The organism is Domibacillus indicus, assembly GCF_023715895.1.
Classification (GTDB): Bacteria; Bacillota; Bacilli; order Bacillales; family Domibacillaceae; genus Domibacillus; species Domibacillus indicus_A.
The window spans coordinates 96,317-111,185 of record NZ_JAMBOO010000003.1; the positions used below are offsets into that span (position 1 = coordinate 96,317).

Annotated in this window: 12 protein-coding genes and 2 other annotated features; of the genes, 1 reads left to right on the forward strand and 11 read right to left on the reverse strand. The window is 46.8% G+C overall.

Going from position 1 to position 14,869, the window contains the following annotated elements:
* Positions 1–56 precede the first annotated feature (56 nt).
* Positions 57–2,876: a 2-oxoglutarate dehydrogenase E1 component gene (locus tag M3221_RS06780; protein ID WP_251270755.1), complete on the reverse strand. Its 2,820-nt coding sequence runs from the start codon at positions 2,874–2,876 to the stop codon at positions 57–59.
* 501 nt (positions 2,877–3,377) lie between these two features.
* On the opposite strand from M3221_RS06780, the gene M3221_RS06785 reads away from it, so the two are divergent.
* Entirely contained in the window at positions 3,378–4,166 is a 789-nt protein-coding gene (locus M3221_RS06785) for an ABC transporter ATP-binding protein (protein ID WP_251270756.1), read from the forward strand.
* Between the two features lie 70 nt (positions 4,167–4,236).
* Here M3221_RS06785 and trpA read toward each other — a convergent pair whose 3' ends face one another.
* The 10 genes from trpA to thrC form a co-directional block, all read right to left on the reverse strand.
* Positions 4,237–5,001 carry a tryptophan synthase subunit alpha gene (gene trpA / locus M3221_RS06790; protein ID WP_251270757.1) on the reverse strand — a complete coding sequence of 255 codons (765 nt, stop codon included), beginning with the start codon at positions 4,999–5,001 and terminating at the stop codon, positions 4,237–4,239.
* Positions 4,998–6,209, reverse strand: a complete 1,212-nt coding sequence (trpB, locus tag M3221_RS06795; RefSeq protein WP_251270758.1) for a tryptophan synthase subunit beta — start codon at positions 6,207–6,209, stop codon at positions 4,998–5,000. The genes trpA and trpB overlap by 4 nt, the downstream gene beginning before the upstream one ends.
* Positions 6,206–6,820: a phosphoribosylanthranilate isomerase gene (locus M3221_RS06800; protein ID WP_251270759.1), complete on the reverse strand. Its 615-nt coding sequence runs from the start codon at positions 6,818–6,820 to the stop codon at positions 6,206–6,208. The genes trpB and M3221_RS06800 overlap by 4 nt, the downstream gene beginning before the upstream one ends.
* On the reverse strand, positions 6,821–7,591 hold the full coding sequence (gene trpC, locus M3221_RS06805; protein ID WP_251270760.1) for an indole-3-glycerol phosphate synthase TrpC: 771 nt from the start codon (positions 7,589–7,591) through the stop codon (positions 6,821–6,823). It abuts the gene before it with no gap.
* Positions 7,588–9,204 (reverse strand): bifunctional anthranilate synthase component II/anthranilate phosphoribosyltransferase, encoded by a 1,617-nt coding sequence (locus M3221_RS06810; protein WP_251270761.1) that lies wholly within the window; start codon positions 9,202–9,204, stop codon positions 7,588–7,590. Before M3221_RS06810 ends, trpC begins: the two co-directional genes overlap by 4 nt.
* A complete protein-coding gene (trpE, locus tag M3221_RS06815) occupies positions 9,201–10,595 on the reverse strand; it encodes an anthranilate synthase component I (protein ID WP_251270762.1) in 1,395 nt (464 codons plus the stop codon). Before trpE ends, M3221_RS06810 begins: the two co-directional genes overlap by 4 nt.
* A 51-nt stretch (positions 10,596–10,646) precedes the next feature.
* Positions 10,647–10,855, reverse strand: a binding site (T-box leader).
* A 25-nt stretch (positions 10,856–10,880) separates the two neighbouring features.
* Positions 10,881–11,114 (reverse strand) — a binding site (T-box leader).
* A 40-nt stretch (positions 11,115–11,154) separates the two neighbouring features.
* On the reverse strand, positions 11,155–11,823 hold the full coding sequence (locus M3221_RS06820; protein WP_251270763.1) for a GNAT family N-acetyltransferase: 669 nt from the start codon (positions 11,821–11,823) through the stop codon (positions 11,155–11,157).
* The gene (locus tag M3221_RS06825) at positions 11,820–12,689 is read right to left on the reverse strand and encodes a carbon-nitrogen hydrolase family protein (protein WP_251270764.1); all 870 of its coding nucleotides are present in this window, start codon (positions 12,687–12,689) and stop codon (positions 11,820–11,822) included. The genes M3221_RS06820 and M3221_RS06825 overlap by 4 nt, the downstream gene beginning before the upstream one ends.
* A gap of 226 nt (positions 12,690–12,915) precedes the next feature.
* Positions 12,916–13,806 carry a homoserine kinase gene (thrB, locus tag M3221_RS06830; protein ID WP_251270765.1) on the reverse strand — a complete coding sequence of 297 codons (891 nt, stop codon included), beginning with the start codon at positions 13,804–13,806 and terminating at the stop codon, positions 12,916–12,918.
* On the reverse strand, positions 13,803–14,867 hold the full coding sequence (gene thrC / locus M3221_RS06835; RefSeq protein WP_251270766.1) for a threonine synthase: 1,065 nt from the start codon (positions 14,865–14,867) through the stop codon (positions 13,803–13,805). Before thrC ends, thrB begins: the two co-directional genes overlap by 4 nt.
* Positions 14,868–14,869: the final 2 nt, after the last annotated feature.

The following is a 14,869-nucleotide window of genomic DNA, read 5'->3' on the forward strand; positions in this document are numbered from 1 at the left end:
GTAATTTCCATGTCGTTTTATGTACATTTCCGGCTCCAGAGTGGAGCCGGTTATTTTTACTGTTCTTTCGTTAATACAGTACGCAGAATACGAGCTTGTTCTTTCTTGTGAACAATCGCATCGCCTTCTGATGGACTAGAACGGCGGCGGCGGCCTACGTAACGGACGGTTGCGCCTTCTGGAACTGTATCACGCAGTCTTGGATCCATATATGTCCACGCGCCCATATTTTGCGGTTCTTCTTGAAGCCAGATGACTTCTTTTACATTCGGGAAGCGTTCGAGAATAGCCGTAATTTCTTCTTTCGGGAACGGATATAACTCTTCTACCCGTAATACGTGAAGCCAATCAAGATTTTCTTCTGACTTCTCGATCTGCTCAGCAAGGTCAATAGACACTTTCCCGCTGCAAAGTACAATGCGCTCTACTTTCTTCTGCTTGCTGCCTGTTCTCGGCTCTTCCACAATAATGTTGAAGTTTCCATTTGAAAACTCGGAAGCTTTAGATGCAGCCAGCGGATGACGAAGCAAGCTTTTCGGTGTCATAATGACAAGCGGGCGAACTTCTTCTTTTTGCAGGATAGAAGCCTGACGGCGCAAAATATGGAAATATTGGGCCGTTGATGACAAATTCGCTACCGTCCAGTTGTTTTCAGCTGCAGACTGCAGGAAGCGCTCTATACGGCCGCTTGAATGCTCAGGTCCCTGGCCTTCATAGCCATGCGGCAGAAGCATAACCAAGCCTGATTTTTGCCCCCATTTCGCCCGTCCTGAGGAAACAAACTGATCGAACATTACCTGGGCCATATTGGCAAAATCTCCAAACTGCGCTTCCCAAAGAACGAGTGTTTCCGGAGAAAATACGTTATAGCCATATTCAAATCCGACAACAGCTGTTTCTGTTAAAGGCGAGTTAATGACATCAAATGAAGCGGATACGTTGCTTAAACCATGCAGCGTATTGTATTCTTTGCCATTGTTTTCATCATGCAAAACAAGATTACGGTGCGCAAATGTTCCGCGCTGTGAATCTTGACCTGTTAGTCTGATCGGTGTGCCTTCTTTTAGGATAGAAGCAAATGCCAGTGTTTCAGCATGACCCCAGTCAACCTGGCCGTCTTCCACAAACAGCTGCTCACGGCGTTTTAAAATCCGTTCAAGCTTTTTAAACGGCTGGAATCCTTCCGGCCATTGAAGAAGCTCTTGATTGATCGCTTTTAAGTCTTCTTCACTTACACCTGTTTTATGGCACGGCAGGTCCTGCTCCACGACTTGCGGCGGATTCATAATAATATCCGGATTATCGTCTTTTTTCGGAACCGTTTCAAACAGGTCTTTCAGCTTTTGCTCGTTTTCTTGGTACACTTCATCTGCATACCCGTTTTCAATAACTCCGCGGTCAGCGAGTTTTTGTGCATACAGTTCACGAACTGTTTTATGTTTATGAATAATATTGTACATGTTTGGATTTGTTGTCATCGGCTCATCCATTTCGTTATGGCCGAAACGACGGTATCCAATCAAGTCAATTACAAAGTCTTTACCGAAGCGTGACCGGTAGTTGACCGCCATAAATGCCGCAGCCACACATGCTTCCGGGTCATCCGCGTTTACATGGACGATTGGCACTTCAAAGCCTTTGGCTACATCGGACGCATACCGTGTAGAACGTGAGTCATAGCTTTCCGTTGTGAAGCCGATCATGTTATTCGCAATAATATGAATCGATCCGCCCGTTTTATAGCCATTAATCTGGCTCATATTGAACGTTTCACCGACAATTCCCTGTCCAGGGAATGCTGCGTCTCCGTGGATGATAATAGACATCGCTTTAGAAACATCTAACGCTGGTTTTCCATTTTGTGTACGGTCTTCCTGTGCGGCGCGTGTATAACCGGCGACAATTGGACTAACTACCTCAAGGTGGCTCGGATTGTTCGCAAGGGTAATACGCGCTGTTTGTGTATCTTCTTCTTTATAACTGCGATCTGCACCAAGGTGATACTTTACGTCACCTGTCCAGCCGTAATAGTTCATTTTCATAGAACCAAGCGGCAGCATTTTTTTGCTTGGTGCGTGAGCAAATTCCGCAAAAATCATTTCGTATGGTTTACCGAGAATGTGGGCAAGGACGTTTAAGCGGCCGCGGTGAGCCATCCCGATATTAATCGTTTGTGCGCCTTTTACGGCCGAATGGTGAACAAGCTCATCTAAAAGCGGCACCATGGCATCTAAGCCTTCAATAGAAAAACGCTTTTGGCCGACAAATGTTTTATGAATGAATTTCTCAAATCCTTCAACCTGTGTAAGGCGTTTTAACAGCTTTTTCTTGTCACTGTCTGTAAACGTTGGATAGTAATCTGTCGATTCGATTTGCTGGCGAAGCCATTGTTTCTCTTCCAGATCATGTACTTGCGCAAATTCAAAAGCCACTTTATCCGTGTATACTTTTTTCAAGTGCATAATGGCATCATATCCGTTTTGAACGTGTGCCGGGGCGCCTGGACAAATATACTCTACCGGTATTTGACGAAGATCCGCTTCTGTGAGTTCATATGTTTCAAGATCAATACGACGCGTGTCTTTTTTGCTGTCATCCAGCGGATTAATGTCTGCTGCCAAATGACCATAAATACGAATGCTGTCTGCAAGCTTAACTGCACGGAACAGCTTGTCAAGATCACCCGCCGATGCGGTATGCTGCGCTGTATTTCCAGTTAACGACTCCGGGGGACCCCATTGATCAAATAACTGGCGCAGCTCCTGGTCGATTACATCTGGATCGGCCAAATACTGTTCGTACACTTCCATTACATACCCAAGGTTTGGACCCGAAAAGTTTTTCCACGGGTTGCCCTGGCTAATCTGCATGTTCATACTGAAAAACCTCCACCTGTTGCCCATTTGATTTTCGTGTATACGTTCGCTTTTACCAAAATATGTACAAAAAAATCTAAAAACGCTTTCAGAACATCCTTACCACTCTGAATGCAATTTAAACGAAAAAGGCTGATTTTGTTGACAAGTTCCATTTGACTGGAGACTGCCTTTTTCAAGTACAATCTTACTACTGTTTTTTCAAAAATCCAAGCTTTTTTGCAAATTTACTTAATTATTTTTCATATTTTATGAAAACGCTCCAATAGGCGCCGTTATGCGGTTTTTTTCGCCTCAAACCGATAAAAAAGTGTTATAGAATACCCTCTGTTCATTAGTGAAATCTTATACTAAAATCCTTTCAATTTCGGCATCAATTTGATGCCGAAACAGCATATCAAAGCATCTTGAAAATTCCTGTATGAGATAACCGGGTTTCTTCTTTTACTGTTTATAGCATCCATTTTTTTCTGTTACAATAAAAAATGGGAGTGATACATAATGACAGAATTAATTTCATATGAGCAAGTGCGCTTCGTCCGGCAGGACAAAGTCATTTTAAACCATGTAAACTGGACCGTAAAAGAGGGTGAGCATTGGGCTGTTTTAGGGTTAAATGGATCAGGCAAGTCAACGATGCTGAATATGATGGGCGGGTATGAATTTCCTACAAGCGGCACAATTCGGGTTTTTGGGCACGAATATGGGCGTTATAACTGGGAGTATGTGAAAAAGCGCCTCGGCTTCGTCGGCAATACATTAAACCGTTTTTTAGAAACGCTGAATACGGAGAGCGCCCGGGAGATTGTCGTGAGCGGCCGTTTTAATTCCATTGGCCTTTATGAAAAAACAGAAGCTGCAGATTGGGAAAAAGCAGATGAACTGCTGGCATCGCTTCGTTTATCTTATTTAGCGGACAAGCCGTACCGGTTTATGTCCCAGGGAGAACAGCGGCGGGTGCTTATTGCCCGGGCTTTTATGGCTGAACCCGATGCGATGATTTTAGATGAGCCATGCTCCGGCCTGGATGTAAGAGCGCGGGAAGAGCTTCTCACGGCGCTCGAACAACAGGCCGGACGGCATCATACGTCTCTTTTATACGTTACGCATCATATTGAGGAAATTTTTCCGGCTATTACACATGTTGCTGTTTTAAAAGAAGGAAGAATGCTCGCAGCTGGCGAGAAAAAAAGGGTGCTTACCAGCCGTATCCTTTCCGAGGCATTCGGCCTGCCGGTTGAGCTTGAGTGGCAGAACGAGCGATGCTGGCTGAAAGTGCTATCCAATTAAAAAAACCACCCTTTTTCGGAGGAAAAAGGGTGGTTTTTGATTGCTTGCTGTCCTGCTTCTAAAAAGGGATTTAAGGGATAAGCTGTTTGATTTCCTCGCCTTTTCCTTCATGAAGCAGCTGGACAATTTTACTGCCGACGATGACGCCGCCGCATGCTGCGCCCAGCGTTTCTGCTTGTTCTTTTGATGATACACCAAATCCGGCCAGAACCGGGACAGGGCTTTGCTCCGCAATACGGGACAGATGAACACTGAGATCGTCTGCAAAGCCGGCACGTGCGCCGGTAATGCCATTAACGGTGACCGCGTAAATAAACCCTTCTGCATCTTTTACCGTTTGGGCGATGCGCTCGTCTGAGCTGGTTAGTGTCACAAAGCGGATCATCGCGATGTCCCGCTTCGCCAGCGGCTCCCGAAACTCCGCTTCTTCCTCCATTGGCACGTCCGGAATAATCACGCCTGATACACCTGCTTGTTCGCACAATTCGGCAAAACGCTCCGCCCCTACTTTAAACACTGGATTTGCATAGGTCATAATCACAATCGGTACGCTGATTTCTTCTTTAAAAGAAGCAAGCTCTCCCAAAATTTGAGTAAGGGTGACTTTTTCTTTGAGCGCCCGTTTGCCGGCTTCCTGAATAACAGGGCCATCGGCGACAGGATCGGAGAACGGTATACCCAGCTCAATCACGGTTACGCCGGACTTCTCTAAAAGCAAAATGGTATCTTTTAGTGTATGAAGCCCGCCATCACCCGCCATAATGTAAGCGGTGAATGCTTTTTTTCCTTCTTGCTCTACTTTTTCAAATGCTTCGGCCATTTTAAACTTGGTCATGCCTGCTTGCCCTCTCTTTCAAACCGCTCTTTAATTTGCGCCACGTCTTTGTCGCCGCGGCCGGATAAACAAATGGCAATAATCTCATCTTGATTCATTTTCGGTGCAAGCTTCAGGGCGTACGCAATCGCATGAGAGCTTTCAAGTGCCGGGATAATGCCTTCTGTTTTTGTCAGTGCTTTAAATCCTTCAAGTGCTTCTTCATCAGTAATATGTTCATAGATGACCCGTCCGGAATCTTTTAAAAAGCTATGTTCCGGTCCAACACCCGGATAATCAAGACCGGCTGAAATTGAATGAGCTTCCTGGATTTGGCCCGCTTCATCCTGCAGCAAATACATTTTACTGCCATGCAGGACGCCGACGCTGCCCATCGTCATAGATGCGGCATGCTTGTCTGTATCGATTCCGCTGCCGGATGCTTCAACACCGTACATTTTCACACTTTTATCTTCAATAAATGGATAGAACATACCCATCGCGTTGCTGCCGCCGCCAATGCAGGCTACAACAGCATCCGGAAGACGCCCTTCTTTTTCCTGCAGCTGTTTTTTTGTTTCCTGCCCAATGACCGCCTGGAAATCACGCACAATCTGCGGGAATGGATGCGGACCCAGCACCGATCCCATAATGTAATGGGTATCTTCAACGTTCGTTACCCAGTAGCGAAGCGCTTCATTAACAGCGTCTTTCAGTGTGCCGCTGCCCTGGGAAACACTTTCAACGCGCGCGCCAAGAAGCTCCATGCGGAACACGTTTAGCTCCTGGCGGCGGATGTCTTCTTCACCCATAAAAATGACGCACTCGAGGTTTAAAAGCGCACATACAGTTGCTGTTGCGACTCCGTGCTGGCCGGCACCGGTTTCGGCTACGACTTTTTTCTTGCCCATTCTTACAGCAAGCAAAGCTTGTCCGATCGTGTTATTGATTTTGTGGGCGCCTGTATGATTTAAATCTTCCCGCTTCAAATAGATTTTCGCGCCGCCTGCTGCTTTCGTTAGATTTTCGGCAAAATAAAGCGGATTTTCGCGTCCGACATAGTCAGTTAAATAGCGGTTAAGCTCCGATAAAAACGCTTCGTCTTTCATCGCTGACTGGTAAGCTTCCTCTAATTCTTTTACGGCACGCATAAGAGATTCCGGTACGTACCGGCCTCCATATTCTCCAAAATGCCCTTTTTCATCCGGCTGGTTATATACGTTACTCATGATTGATGGGCTCCTTTCGCACGCTCTACAAATTGAAATATTTTTGTTTCATCTTTTCGTCCATCGGTTTCGACCCCGCTTGATATATCAACAGCAAATGGACCAACCGACTGGACCGCTTCCTTAATATTATCAGGATGCAGACCGCCTGCCAAAATCAAGCGGGATTTATCTACACCTGGGTTCTCTAAAATGGACCAGTCAAACGTCCGGCCGCTTCCACCCCGGAACGCTGCAGGCGGGCTGTCGACTAAAATTAAGTCGGCCGGGAAGGCGAACATCTCTTCAAAAGAAAGATCATCTTTGGCAGAAAAAGCTTTAATGACGGGCACCGGCATCCGGCGCGCAAATTCCGCTGTTTCGTCGCCATGCAGCTGTACATAATCAAGTCCAACTTCTTCGACAATCGAGCGAATCGTTTCTTCGGATTCATTTACAAAAACGCCGACTTTCTTTACATCCGAACCTACTGCTTCTGCAAGCTGGCGTGCAAATTCGGAAGGAATTTTCCGGCTGCTTTCCGCAAAAACAAAGCCGATCATATCCGCACCCGCTTCCCTGGCCCAGCTTGCTGCTTCAAATGATTGAATGCCGCAAATTTTTACGTTCATTTACAGCCCCACTTTCAGTGAGCGGACCGTTTCCGCAACATTACCCGCTCTCATTAATGTTTCCCCTACAAGCAGGGCGCGTGCCCCTGCTTCTTTCATGCGAACGGCATCATCCGCTGTCTGAATGCCGCTTTCGGAAACAAAAAAGGCGTTTTCCCGTCCATATGAACGAAGCAGCCGCTCTGTCACAGCCAAATCAATATCAAATGTTTTTAAATTCCGGTTGTTAATCCCAATCAAGTTTGCGCCAAGGCGGAGCGCCCGTTCCATTTCGGCTTCATCGTGTACTTCTACAAGCACATCAAGCGATTTTTCCTTTGCATGTGTGTACAGACGCTTCATATCGTCGTCTTCAAGCGCCGCTGCAATTAATAGAATAATATCCCCGCCTGATGCAAAAGCACGGTCGATCTGGATAGGGTCAATGATAAAGTCTTTGTTCAGTACAGGAATCTCAATACTTGCTTTTACCGCTTCTAAATCGTTCATCGTTCCTTTGAAAAAGGGCGTATCCGTTAAAACCGATACAGCATCTGCACCGTTTTCGGCATAAATAGATGCTTGTTGGACAGGATCCACACCGATATTTATATCCCCTTTTGAAGGCGATGCTCTCTTTACTTCCGCGATCAGTGCCATTGTCTTGGAAGCGGCAATTCGTTCGTAAAATGAAACCGGCTTCCGGTCCGCCACATAGGACAGACCGGCTGTTTTCAGCAGGGTCACTTCTTCTCTTTTTTTATCAATAATTTTATCTAAAATGGTTGTCATCCGAATACCGCTTCTTTCTGTCTGGATTTTGAGTAGTTAACAAGGTAGTTCAGCTTCGAGAGTGCAGCACCCGAGTCAATGCTTTCTCTCGCCATATCTACACCTTCCTTCACCGTTTTCGCTTTTCCGCAGGCAAACAATCCAATGCCGGCATTGAGGAGAACCGTATCCCGGCAGGCACCCTGTTCTTCCCCTTCTAAAATACGCTTTAAAATTTGTGCATTTTCAACCGCTTCGCCGCCTTTGATTTCATCGAGTGAATAAACAGGCAGGCCGACAGATTCCGGTGTAATAATCATTTTGTTCACCGCGCCGTTTTCAAGCACAACCAGATGGTTTTCCCCTGCTAAAGACGCTTCGTCCATGTAGCCGGCACCGTTCAGCACAACGGCCCGCTTGCGTCCAAGCCGGTTTAATACATCTGCCATCATCTCAAGCATATCACGACGGTAAATGCCGAGCAGCTGTGTATCAAGCTGAACCGGATTCGTTAACGGTCCGATCAAGTTGAAAATGGTCGGAATTTTCAAATCGCGCCGTACTTTCATAATCCGTTTCATTTTCGGATGAACGTGCGGGGCAAACAAGAAAGTAATCCCGTTTTCATCTAAAAGTTTATCGGTTTCACCCGCTACAAAGTCCAGTGACACGCCAAGGTGCTCAAGCACGTCGGCACTTCCAGTTTTGCTCGATACGCTCCGGTTGCCGTGTTTCGCCACTGTGACGCCCGCACCAGCCAGGACAAAAGCGGAAGTCGTCGAAATATTAAAACTTTGAGAGCCATCGCCCCCCGTTCCACAGTTGTCCATGACATTTTTCCAGGCGGTGCGAGTGGATACGGCATTTTGGCGAAGCACGTGCACAAGTGCAGCAATTTCGTCGACCGTTTCGCCTTTTGCTTTCAGCGCCATTAAAAATGCAGCGATTTCACTGTCAGAAATATCTTCCTGTAAAATTTCCTCAACCGCATCCGTCATTTCATCAAATGAAAGAGACTGGCCTTCCGCAAGCTGCAATAAATATTTTTTCATATTTTTCTCTTTTCGGTAAGAACGGAAAAATTCAGCAATCAGCTCATCCCCGATTTCCGTACCGATTGATTCCGGATGGAACTGCAGGCCAAATACCGGATATTCCTTGTGGCGGAGAGCCATAATTTCATTGTCATCGACCGATTCCGCGATCACTTCAAGTTTTGGGCTGAGCGTTTTCGGGTCTGCAACTAAAGAATGGTAGCGCATGACTGGTACCGGGCCCTGTACAGCCGCAAACAACCCTTTTCCTTCATGGCGGACCATGGATAGTTTGCCGTGTTTAATTGTTTTTGCTTGAATAATATCCGTTCCAAATGCCGCCGCAATCGCCTGGTGTCCAAGGCAGATGCCGAGTATTGGAATGCGGTGGTAAAAAGCATGAACCACATCAATTGAGATGCCCGCTTCTTCCGGTGTGCCAGGTCCAGGAGAAATGACGATCGCTTCCGGCTCAAGAGCTTCAATTTCATCAATCGTTATTTCATCGTTTCGCACAACCCGGACGTTTTTGCCGATCCGGCTGATTTGCTGATATAGGTTATAAGTAAAAGAGTCATAATTATCAATCAATAAAATCATTTTTGCACCTCCAGTAATGCTTTTGCTTTGTGCATTGTTTCTTCGTATTCGGTTTCCGGCACTGAATCATACACAATTCCTGCGCCAGCCTGTACGTGCGCTTTGCCGTCTTTAATGACCATCGTACGGATCGCCAGCGCAAAGTCCATGCTGCCGGTTGCGGATAAATAGCCGACTGCACCCGAGTAAACGCCTCGTTTTACCGGCTCCAAATCGTTAATAATCTGCATCGCGCGGATTTTTGGTGCACCACTTACAGTTCCTGCAGGCAGGCAGGCGGTTAAAGCATCAAGCGGATGATAGTCTTCTTTTAATTCGCCCGATACTTCAGACACGATATGCATGACGTGCTTATATCTTTCAATCTTCATATATTTATCGAGTGTAACAGAACCAATTTCAGAAATTTTTCCTACATCGTTACGGCCAAGGTCTACAAGCATACGGTGCTCGGCGATTTCTTTTTCATCTGCGAGCAGCTCTTCTGCCAGGCGCGCATCTTCTTCCGGCGAACTGCCGCGCGGGCGTGTGCCGGCAATTGGATTGGTTGTAACCGTCCGGCCGCTTACCTTTACAAGGCTTTCTGGTGACGTCCCAAGAACGGTATAGCCTTCAAAATCAATATAAAACATATACGGCGACGGATTAGACGTCCGCAGACGGCGGTAAAGCGTAAACGGATCGCCTTCGAACGGAGAAGATAAGCGCTGAGAAAGAACGACTTGGAAAATGTCTCCGCGAATAATATGCTCTTTCGCCCGTTCAACCATTTGGCAGAAGGTATTCCGCTCAAGGCTTGAGCGGAACATAAGTGCCTGTGTTTCTTGCCCGTTATCCGGCTTTTGTCCGGTATGAATATCATTGTAAATCGTCTCGATCGCCGTTTCCATTTCTTCTTCTGTCCGGCCGCCGAACAAGTCAACTGCAGCAATCGTTACACGCTGCATCAAGTGATCGTAGACGACGAATGTATCGTAAAACATCATGTGCACATCCGGCATGCCGAGCTCATCTGTGAGCGGCTCACCAATTTTTTCTTCAAAGAAAACCGTATCATAGCCAATGTAGCCGGCTGCTCCTCCGAAGAATGGGAACGGATACGGCTGCTCTTCCTGAACAGGCATAATAGACTTGAGCTTGTCCATAAATTTGCCCGACCCGGTTTCCTTTGTTCCATCTTTTTTGCTCAATTCATATCCGGCTGCATCCGCTTTGAACTCGGCGATTGGATCTACTGCAATAAAAGAGTAGCGCCCGCTTTCTTCATGTTTAGCCGATGATTCAAACAGCATTTTTTTAGAGCCGGAAAGCAAACGATAAATAGAGATCGGTGTAATCATATCCCCTTCTATTTCTTTTAGTTTGTAGGCTAGCGTTGTTTGTAAATTCATCTTCCATTCTCCTTTCAAGGCATAAAAAAACTCCATAGATGATCATCATCTATGGAGGACGGTTTCCCGCGGTGCCACCTCTCGTTGAAGCAAATGCTTCCCCTTAAAATCCGGTTAACGGCCGGCTGCCGGGCGCTCTACTTTCTCGTTCAAGCTGCCACTCACGGACCCATTCAAGCAGAGGCTTCGTACCGGTTTCCACCATCCCGGCTCTCTTTAACGCGCTTTTCTGCTTTACTTTTTCCGATCAACGTATTTTTATATACAAAAAGGCCCCCTCATCACTAAAAGGACGGGGAGCCGTGGTACCACCTTTATTGGCCGCAAACTGCAGCCCACTTTAACAGCAGAATTCATTTCTGCCTGTTCCTTGTAACGTAAGACGGACGCCGGAGCCTACTCATCATGTTCGGTCCGGAGCTCAGAAGCCCATTCACACTGTTTCCCGCACCGGCTTGCACCAACCGCCGGCTCTCTTTAGCATTTCACAGCGCTACTCTTCTTCTTCAACGCTTTGTTATTTGACTGATTATTATCATAATACAATCAATTTAAAATATCAACCCTTTCGGAAAGGATTTTTCCATTCCATAAGAGCTGCACAGTTTTTGGATTCCTCATCATCCAGGTAATTGTGCAGAACGCCGATAGGCACGCGGCCGGCACGCATCAAAAACGTAACGACTGTGTCATAAATCTCTCCGGAGACGACTTTTTGGAGATACTGCTCCGGTGTGAGCGTATCTGCATAAAGATGATAGCCGGGCATCCGTCCGCCGCCAAGCAGCCGTTCAAGATTTAAGTGAACAACGGTTTGGTACATGGCCTCGACCATTTTTTTCGCGAGGCCCAGCTTTCGAAAAGCCGGCTTGACGCAAATATCGACAACATACAGCGTATTGCCGTCTGGATTATGATTACGGATATATCCATTGTCCGTTACCTTTTCCCATGAATGTGTATCGCCGGGCTCGTATTGAATGATCAATGCGGTCATCGAACCGGCTATCTCTCCTTCGATCTCGACACAAAGTGCTCCTTCCGGAAACAGGTCAACATGATTTTGCAATTGCTCGGTATTCCACCATAGCTCCGGCGGGAATGGCGGCGGAAAAGCCGCTCTTTGCACATTAAGCAGTCCGTTAAAGTCCTGCTTCGTATAATTACGGAGAATGGCTTTTATCGGCTTTTTATCCTGAAATGCAAAATATTCCTGGTAATAGGTCAATCCTGATCCCACCAATCTGGATATAAGTCTGTCCGCCGGTCACGCCATGTAGTAACGGACCCTCTTTTGCGTACTTCGTACAAAAGCGCTAAATCCAGATCAGCTGTAATAATCATATCATCATTCATAATCCCTTCTGCGACAATGCCGCCCGGCGGGAATGGAATGTCGTTCGGTGAAATCACGACCGCCTGCCCGACATTCGACCGCATTAAGTCAACCGTTGGCAGTGAGCCGACCGTGCCGGCGCCAACCACATAAATTTGGTTTTCAACCGCCCGGGCGTGGCTCGTATAGCGGACACGGTGAAAACCGTGCATGTCATCTGTACAAGACGGGCAAAAAACCACATCTGCACCCTTCGCTTTTGCCATGCGGACCACTTCAGGAAATTCAATATCATAGCAGGTCAGGATGGCAATCGTTCCTTTTTCCGTTTCGAAAATACGGAACGTTTCACCCTGCTGCATATTCCAGCCTTCTACTTCGGCCGGTGTAATATGCAATTTCGACTGCATTTGATACGAACCGTCCGGATAAAACAAATACGCCGTATTTTGAATGCCGCCTTTCCATTCTGTTACGTGCGTGCCGCCGATAATATGGACGTCATATTCTTTGGCAAAACCTGAAAACAGCCGCTCATACCTTTCTGTAAACAGCGGCAGATCGGTAATTTTAAGCGCTTCACCCGTTTTCTCATCGCCGATGGACAAAAGCTGTGTTGTAAAGAACTCCGGAAACAGGATAAATTCTGCTTCAAATTCCATCGCTGTTTTTATGTAGTGTTCGCATTGTTTTGCAAACTCATCAAATGAATCAATGGTGTGCAGGTGATACTGCACGGCCGATACTCTCATTTTCATGCTCGTCGCTCCTTTCATCTTTTTCTACGGTAGTAGAAATGGGCGTTTTTTGCAAGAAAAAAAGACGGCTCGAAAGCCGTCACAAGTCGGATGTTTAATTCATACTCATAAGAGGGGGTTAATGAGAATGAATCTCAATTTCAATTATAAAGTGTTTTATGAAAATGTCAACTTCTTTGTCTGCCCTTTTTCATGCAAAAAACCGGCGGAACACTCCGCCGGTTTTTTACTGCCACACTGGGCCATTTGCTTCTACATTTAACTGTAAAACATCACAGTCTGAAAACTGCTCCCGGAATGCCGCCGCAATGCTTTCACCTTTGCCGCGCGGGGCAAGTGTCAGCACGGTTGGGCCTGCACCGCTGATCACCGTTGCGTAAGCACCTAATGATTTCGCCAATGTACGTGCCGGGTGAAATTCTTTAATGAGTGCAGCACGGTACGGCTCATGAAAAACATCACGCTCCATCATGCGTCCGGCTGTTTCGTAATCGTGCTGCATAAAAGCCGCGACAAGCATGTTTGAAACCGCGCTCGCTAAAACCGCATCTTTACGGCTGAACGAATCCGGCAGCGCATTACGTGCATCCTCGGTTTTCAGCTCATACGGCGGCACAAGTGCAACCAGATCTACATCTGGTGCAGGAAGTGTTAATAGTTCGGCATGCTCGCCAAGAGACACCCCGCATACCATTCCGCCAAACAAAGACGCACCAATATTATCAGGATGCCCTTCAAATTGATCGCCAATGTTTAATTTTTCTTCATCTGATAACCCCAGGTTTGCAAAACGGTCTGCAATTTCAATACCTGCCGCAATCGCTGCCGCACTGCTTCCAAGCCCGCGTGCAAGCGGAATTTCACTTTTCAGCACAGCTTCTACCGGTGTCATCTCGACGCCGCGCAGGGCGGCTGTTTTCTTCGCTACGACCGCAATTAAATGGCGGTCATCTTCCGGAAGACCGGCAAGCAGATCGGATTCGTGGGAGAATGCCCACTCTTCCGCCTGCTTGACGTCCACCGTTAAATAAAGGTTAAAAGCCAGGCCGATCGAGTCAAATCCAGGCCCTAAATTGGCCGTTGATGCCGGCACTTTCAAAGAGCCGGAAAACATCATGCTTCGACCACTCCACGGATAAAGTTGAACACCGCTTCTTCATTGTTTGGCAGAACTGTTGGTTTTTTCTCGATTTGAGAAATCGCTGTTTGCGGATCTTTCAAGCCGTTTCCAGTCAGTACAGCGACAATGTTTGCTCCCTGCTCGATTTCACCTGATTTTACGTGTTTGATGATACCGGCGATAGAAGCATTTGAAGCCGGCTCAGCAAAGATTCCTTCTTCGCGTGTCATCATTTCATACGCTTCTAGAATTTCTGCATCTGTTACAAAATCGATTTTACCGCCAGACTCATCCCGCGCTGCTTCTGCAAATTTCCAGCTGGCCGGGTTACCGATACGGATTGCCGTTGCGACTGTTTCCGGCTGTGCAATTGGTGCACCCTGAACGATCGCTGCCGCTCCTTCAGCTTCAAATCCGTGCATGCGTGGAAGACCTGTGCCGAATTTTTCATTGTATTCTTTAAAGCCTTTCCAGTATGCCGTAATATTGCCGGCATTTCCAACTGGAATCGCTAAAACGTCCGGTGCTTGTCCAAGCTGGTCGCATACTTCAAACGCCGCTGTTTTTTGTCCTTCGATCCGGTACGGGTTTACTGAGTTTACAAGCGTAATCGGTGATTTTTCACTGATACTGCGGACCATCGCCAGTGCTTCATCGAAGTTTCCTTCAATCGCAACAATTTCTGCTCCGTACATCATCGCCTGCGCTAATTTACCAAGCGCAATTTTGCCATCCGGAATAACTACGATTGTTTTCATTCCGGCGCGGGATGCATAAGCAGCTGCTGCCGCTGATGTATTCCCTGTTGACGCGCAGATGACCGTGTTGCTTCCTTCTTCTTTTGCTTTGGCTACAGCCATAACCATACCGCGGTCTTTAAAGGAGCCGGTCGGGTTGGCACCTTCTACTTTAACATGAATGTTCACACCTAATTTTTTAGAAATGTTCACAAGTGGAATAAGCGGTGTGTTTCCTTCCATTAATGAAAGTGCCGGTGTATTTTCGGTAACCGGTAAGAATTCTTTGTACTGGTGTAATAAACCTTCCCATTTTGCCATGA

What these genes read in the sequence shown, in the direction of transcription:
- M3221_RS06780 (WP_251270755.1), bottom strand. Translation starts at nt 2,876, where the DNA reads ATGAACATGCAGATTAGCCAGGGCAACCCGTGGAAAAACTTTTCGGGT.
- M3221_RS06785 (WP_251270756.1), top strand. Translation starts at nt 3,378, where the DNA reads ATGACAGAATTAATTTCATATGAGCAAGTGCGCTTCGTCCGGCAGGAC.
- trpA (WP_251270757.1), bottom strand. Translation starts at nt 5,001, where the DNA reads ATGACCAAGTTTAAAATGGCCGAAGCATTTGAAAAAGTAGAGCAAGAA.
- trpB (WP_251270758.1), bottom strand. Translation starts at nt 6,209, where the DNA reads ATGAGTAACGTATATAACCAGCCGGATGAAAAAGGGCATTTTGGAGAA.
- M3221_RS06800 (WP_251270759.1), bottom strand. Translation starts at nt 6,820, where the DNA reads ATGAACGTAAAAATTTGCGGCATTCAATCATTTGAAGCAGCAAGCTGG.
- trpC (WP_251270760.1), bottom strand. Translation starts at nt 7,591, where the DNA reads ATGACAACCATTTTAGATAAAATTATTGATAAAAAAAGAGAAGAAGTG.
- M3221_RS06810 (WP_251270761.1), bottom strand. Translation starts at nt 9,204, where the DNA reads ATGATTTTATTGATTGATAATTATGACTCTTTTACTTATAACCTATAT.
- trpE (WP_251270762.1), bottom strand. Translation starts at nt 10,595, where the DNA reads ATGAATTTACAAACAACGCTAGCCTACAAACTAAAAGAAATAGAAGGG.
- M3221_RS06825 (WP_251270764.1), bottom strand. Translation starts at nt 12,689, where the DNA reads ATGAAAATGAGAGTATCGGCCGTGCAGTATCACCTGCACACCATTGAT.
- thrB (WP_251270765.1), bottom strand. Translation starts at nt 13,806, where the DNA reads ATGATGTTTTCCGGCTCTTTGAAAGTGCCGGCATCAACGGCCAATTTA.
- thrC (WP_251270766.1), bottom strand. Translation starts at nt 14,867, where the DNA reads ATGGCAAAATGGGAAGGTTTATTACACCAGTACAAAGAATTCTTACCG.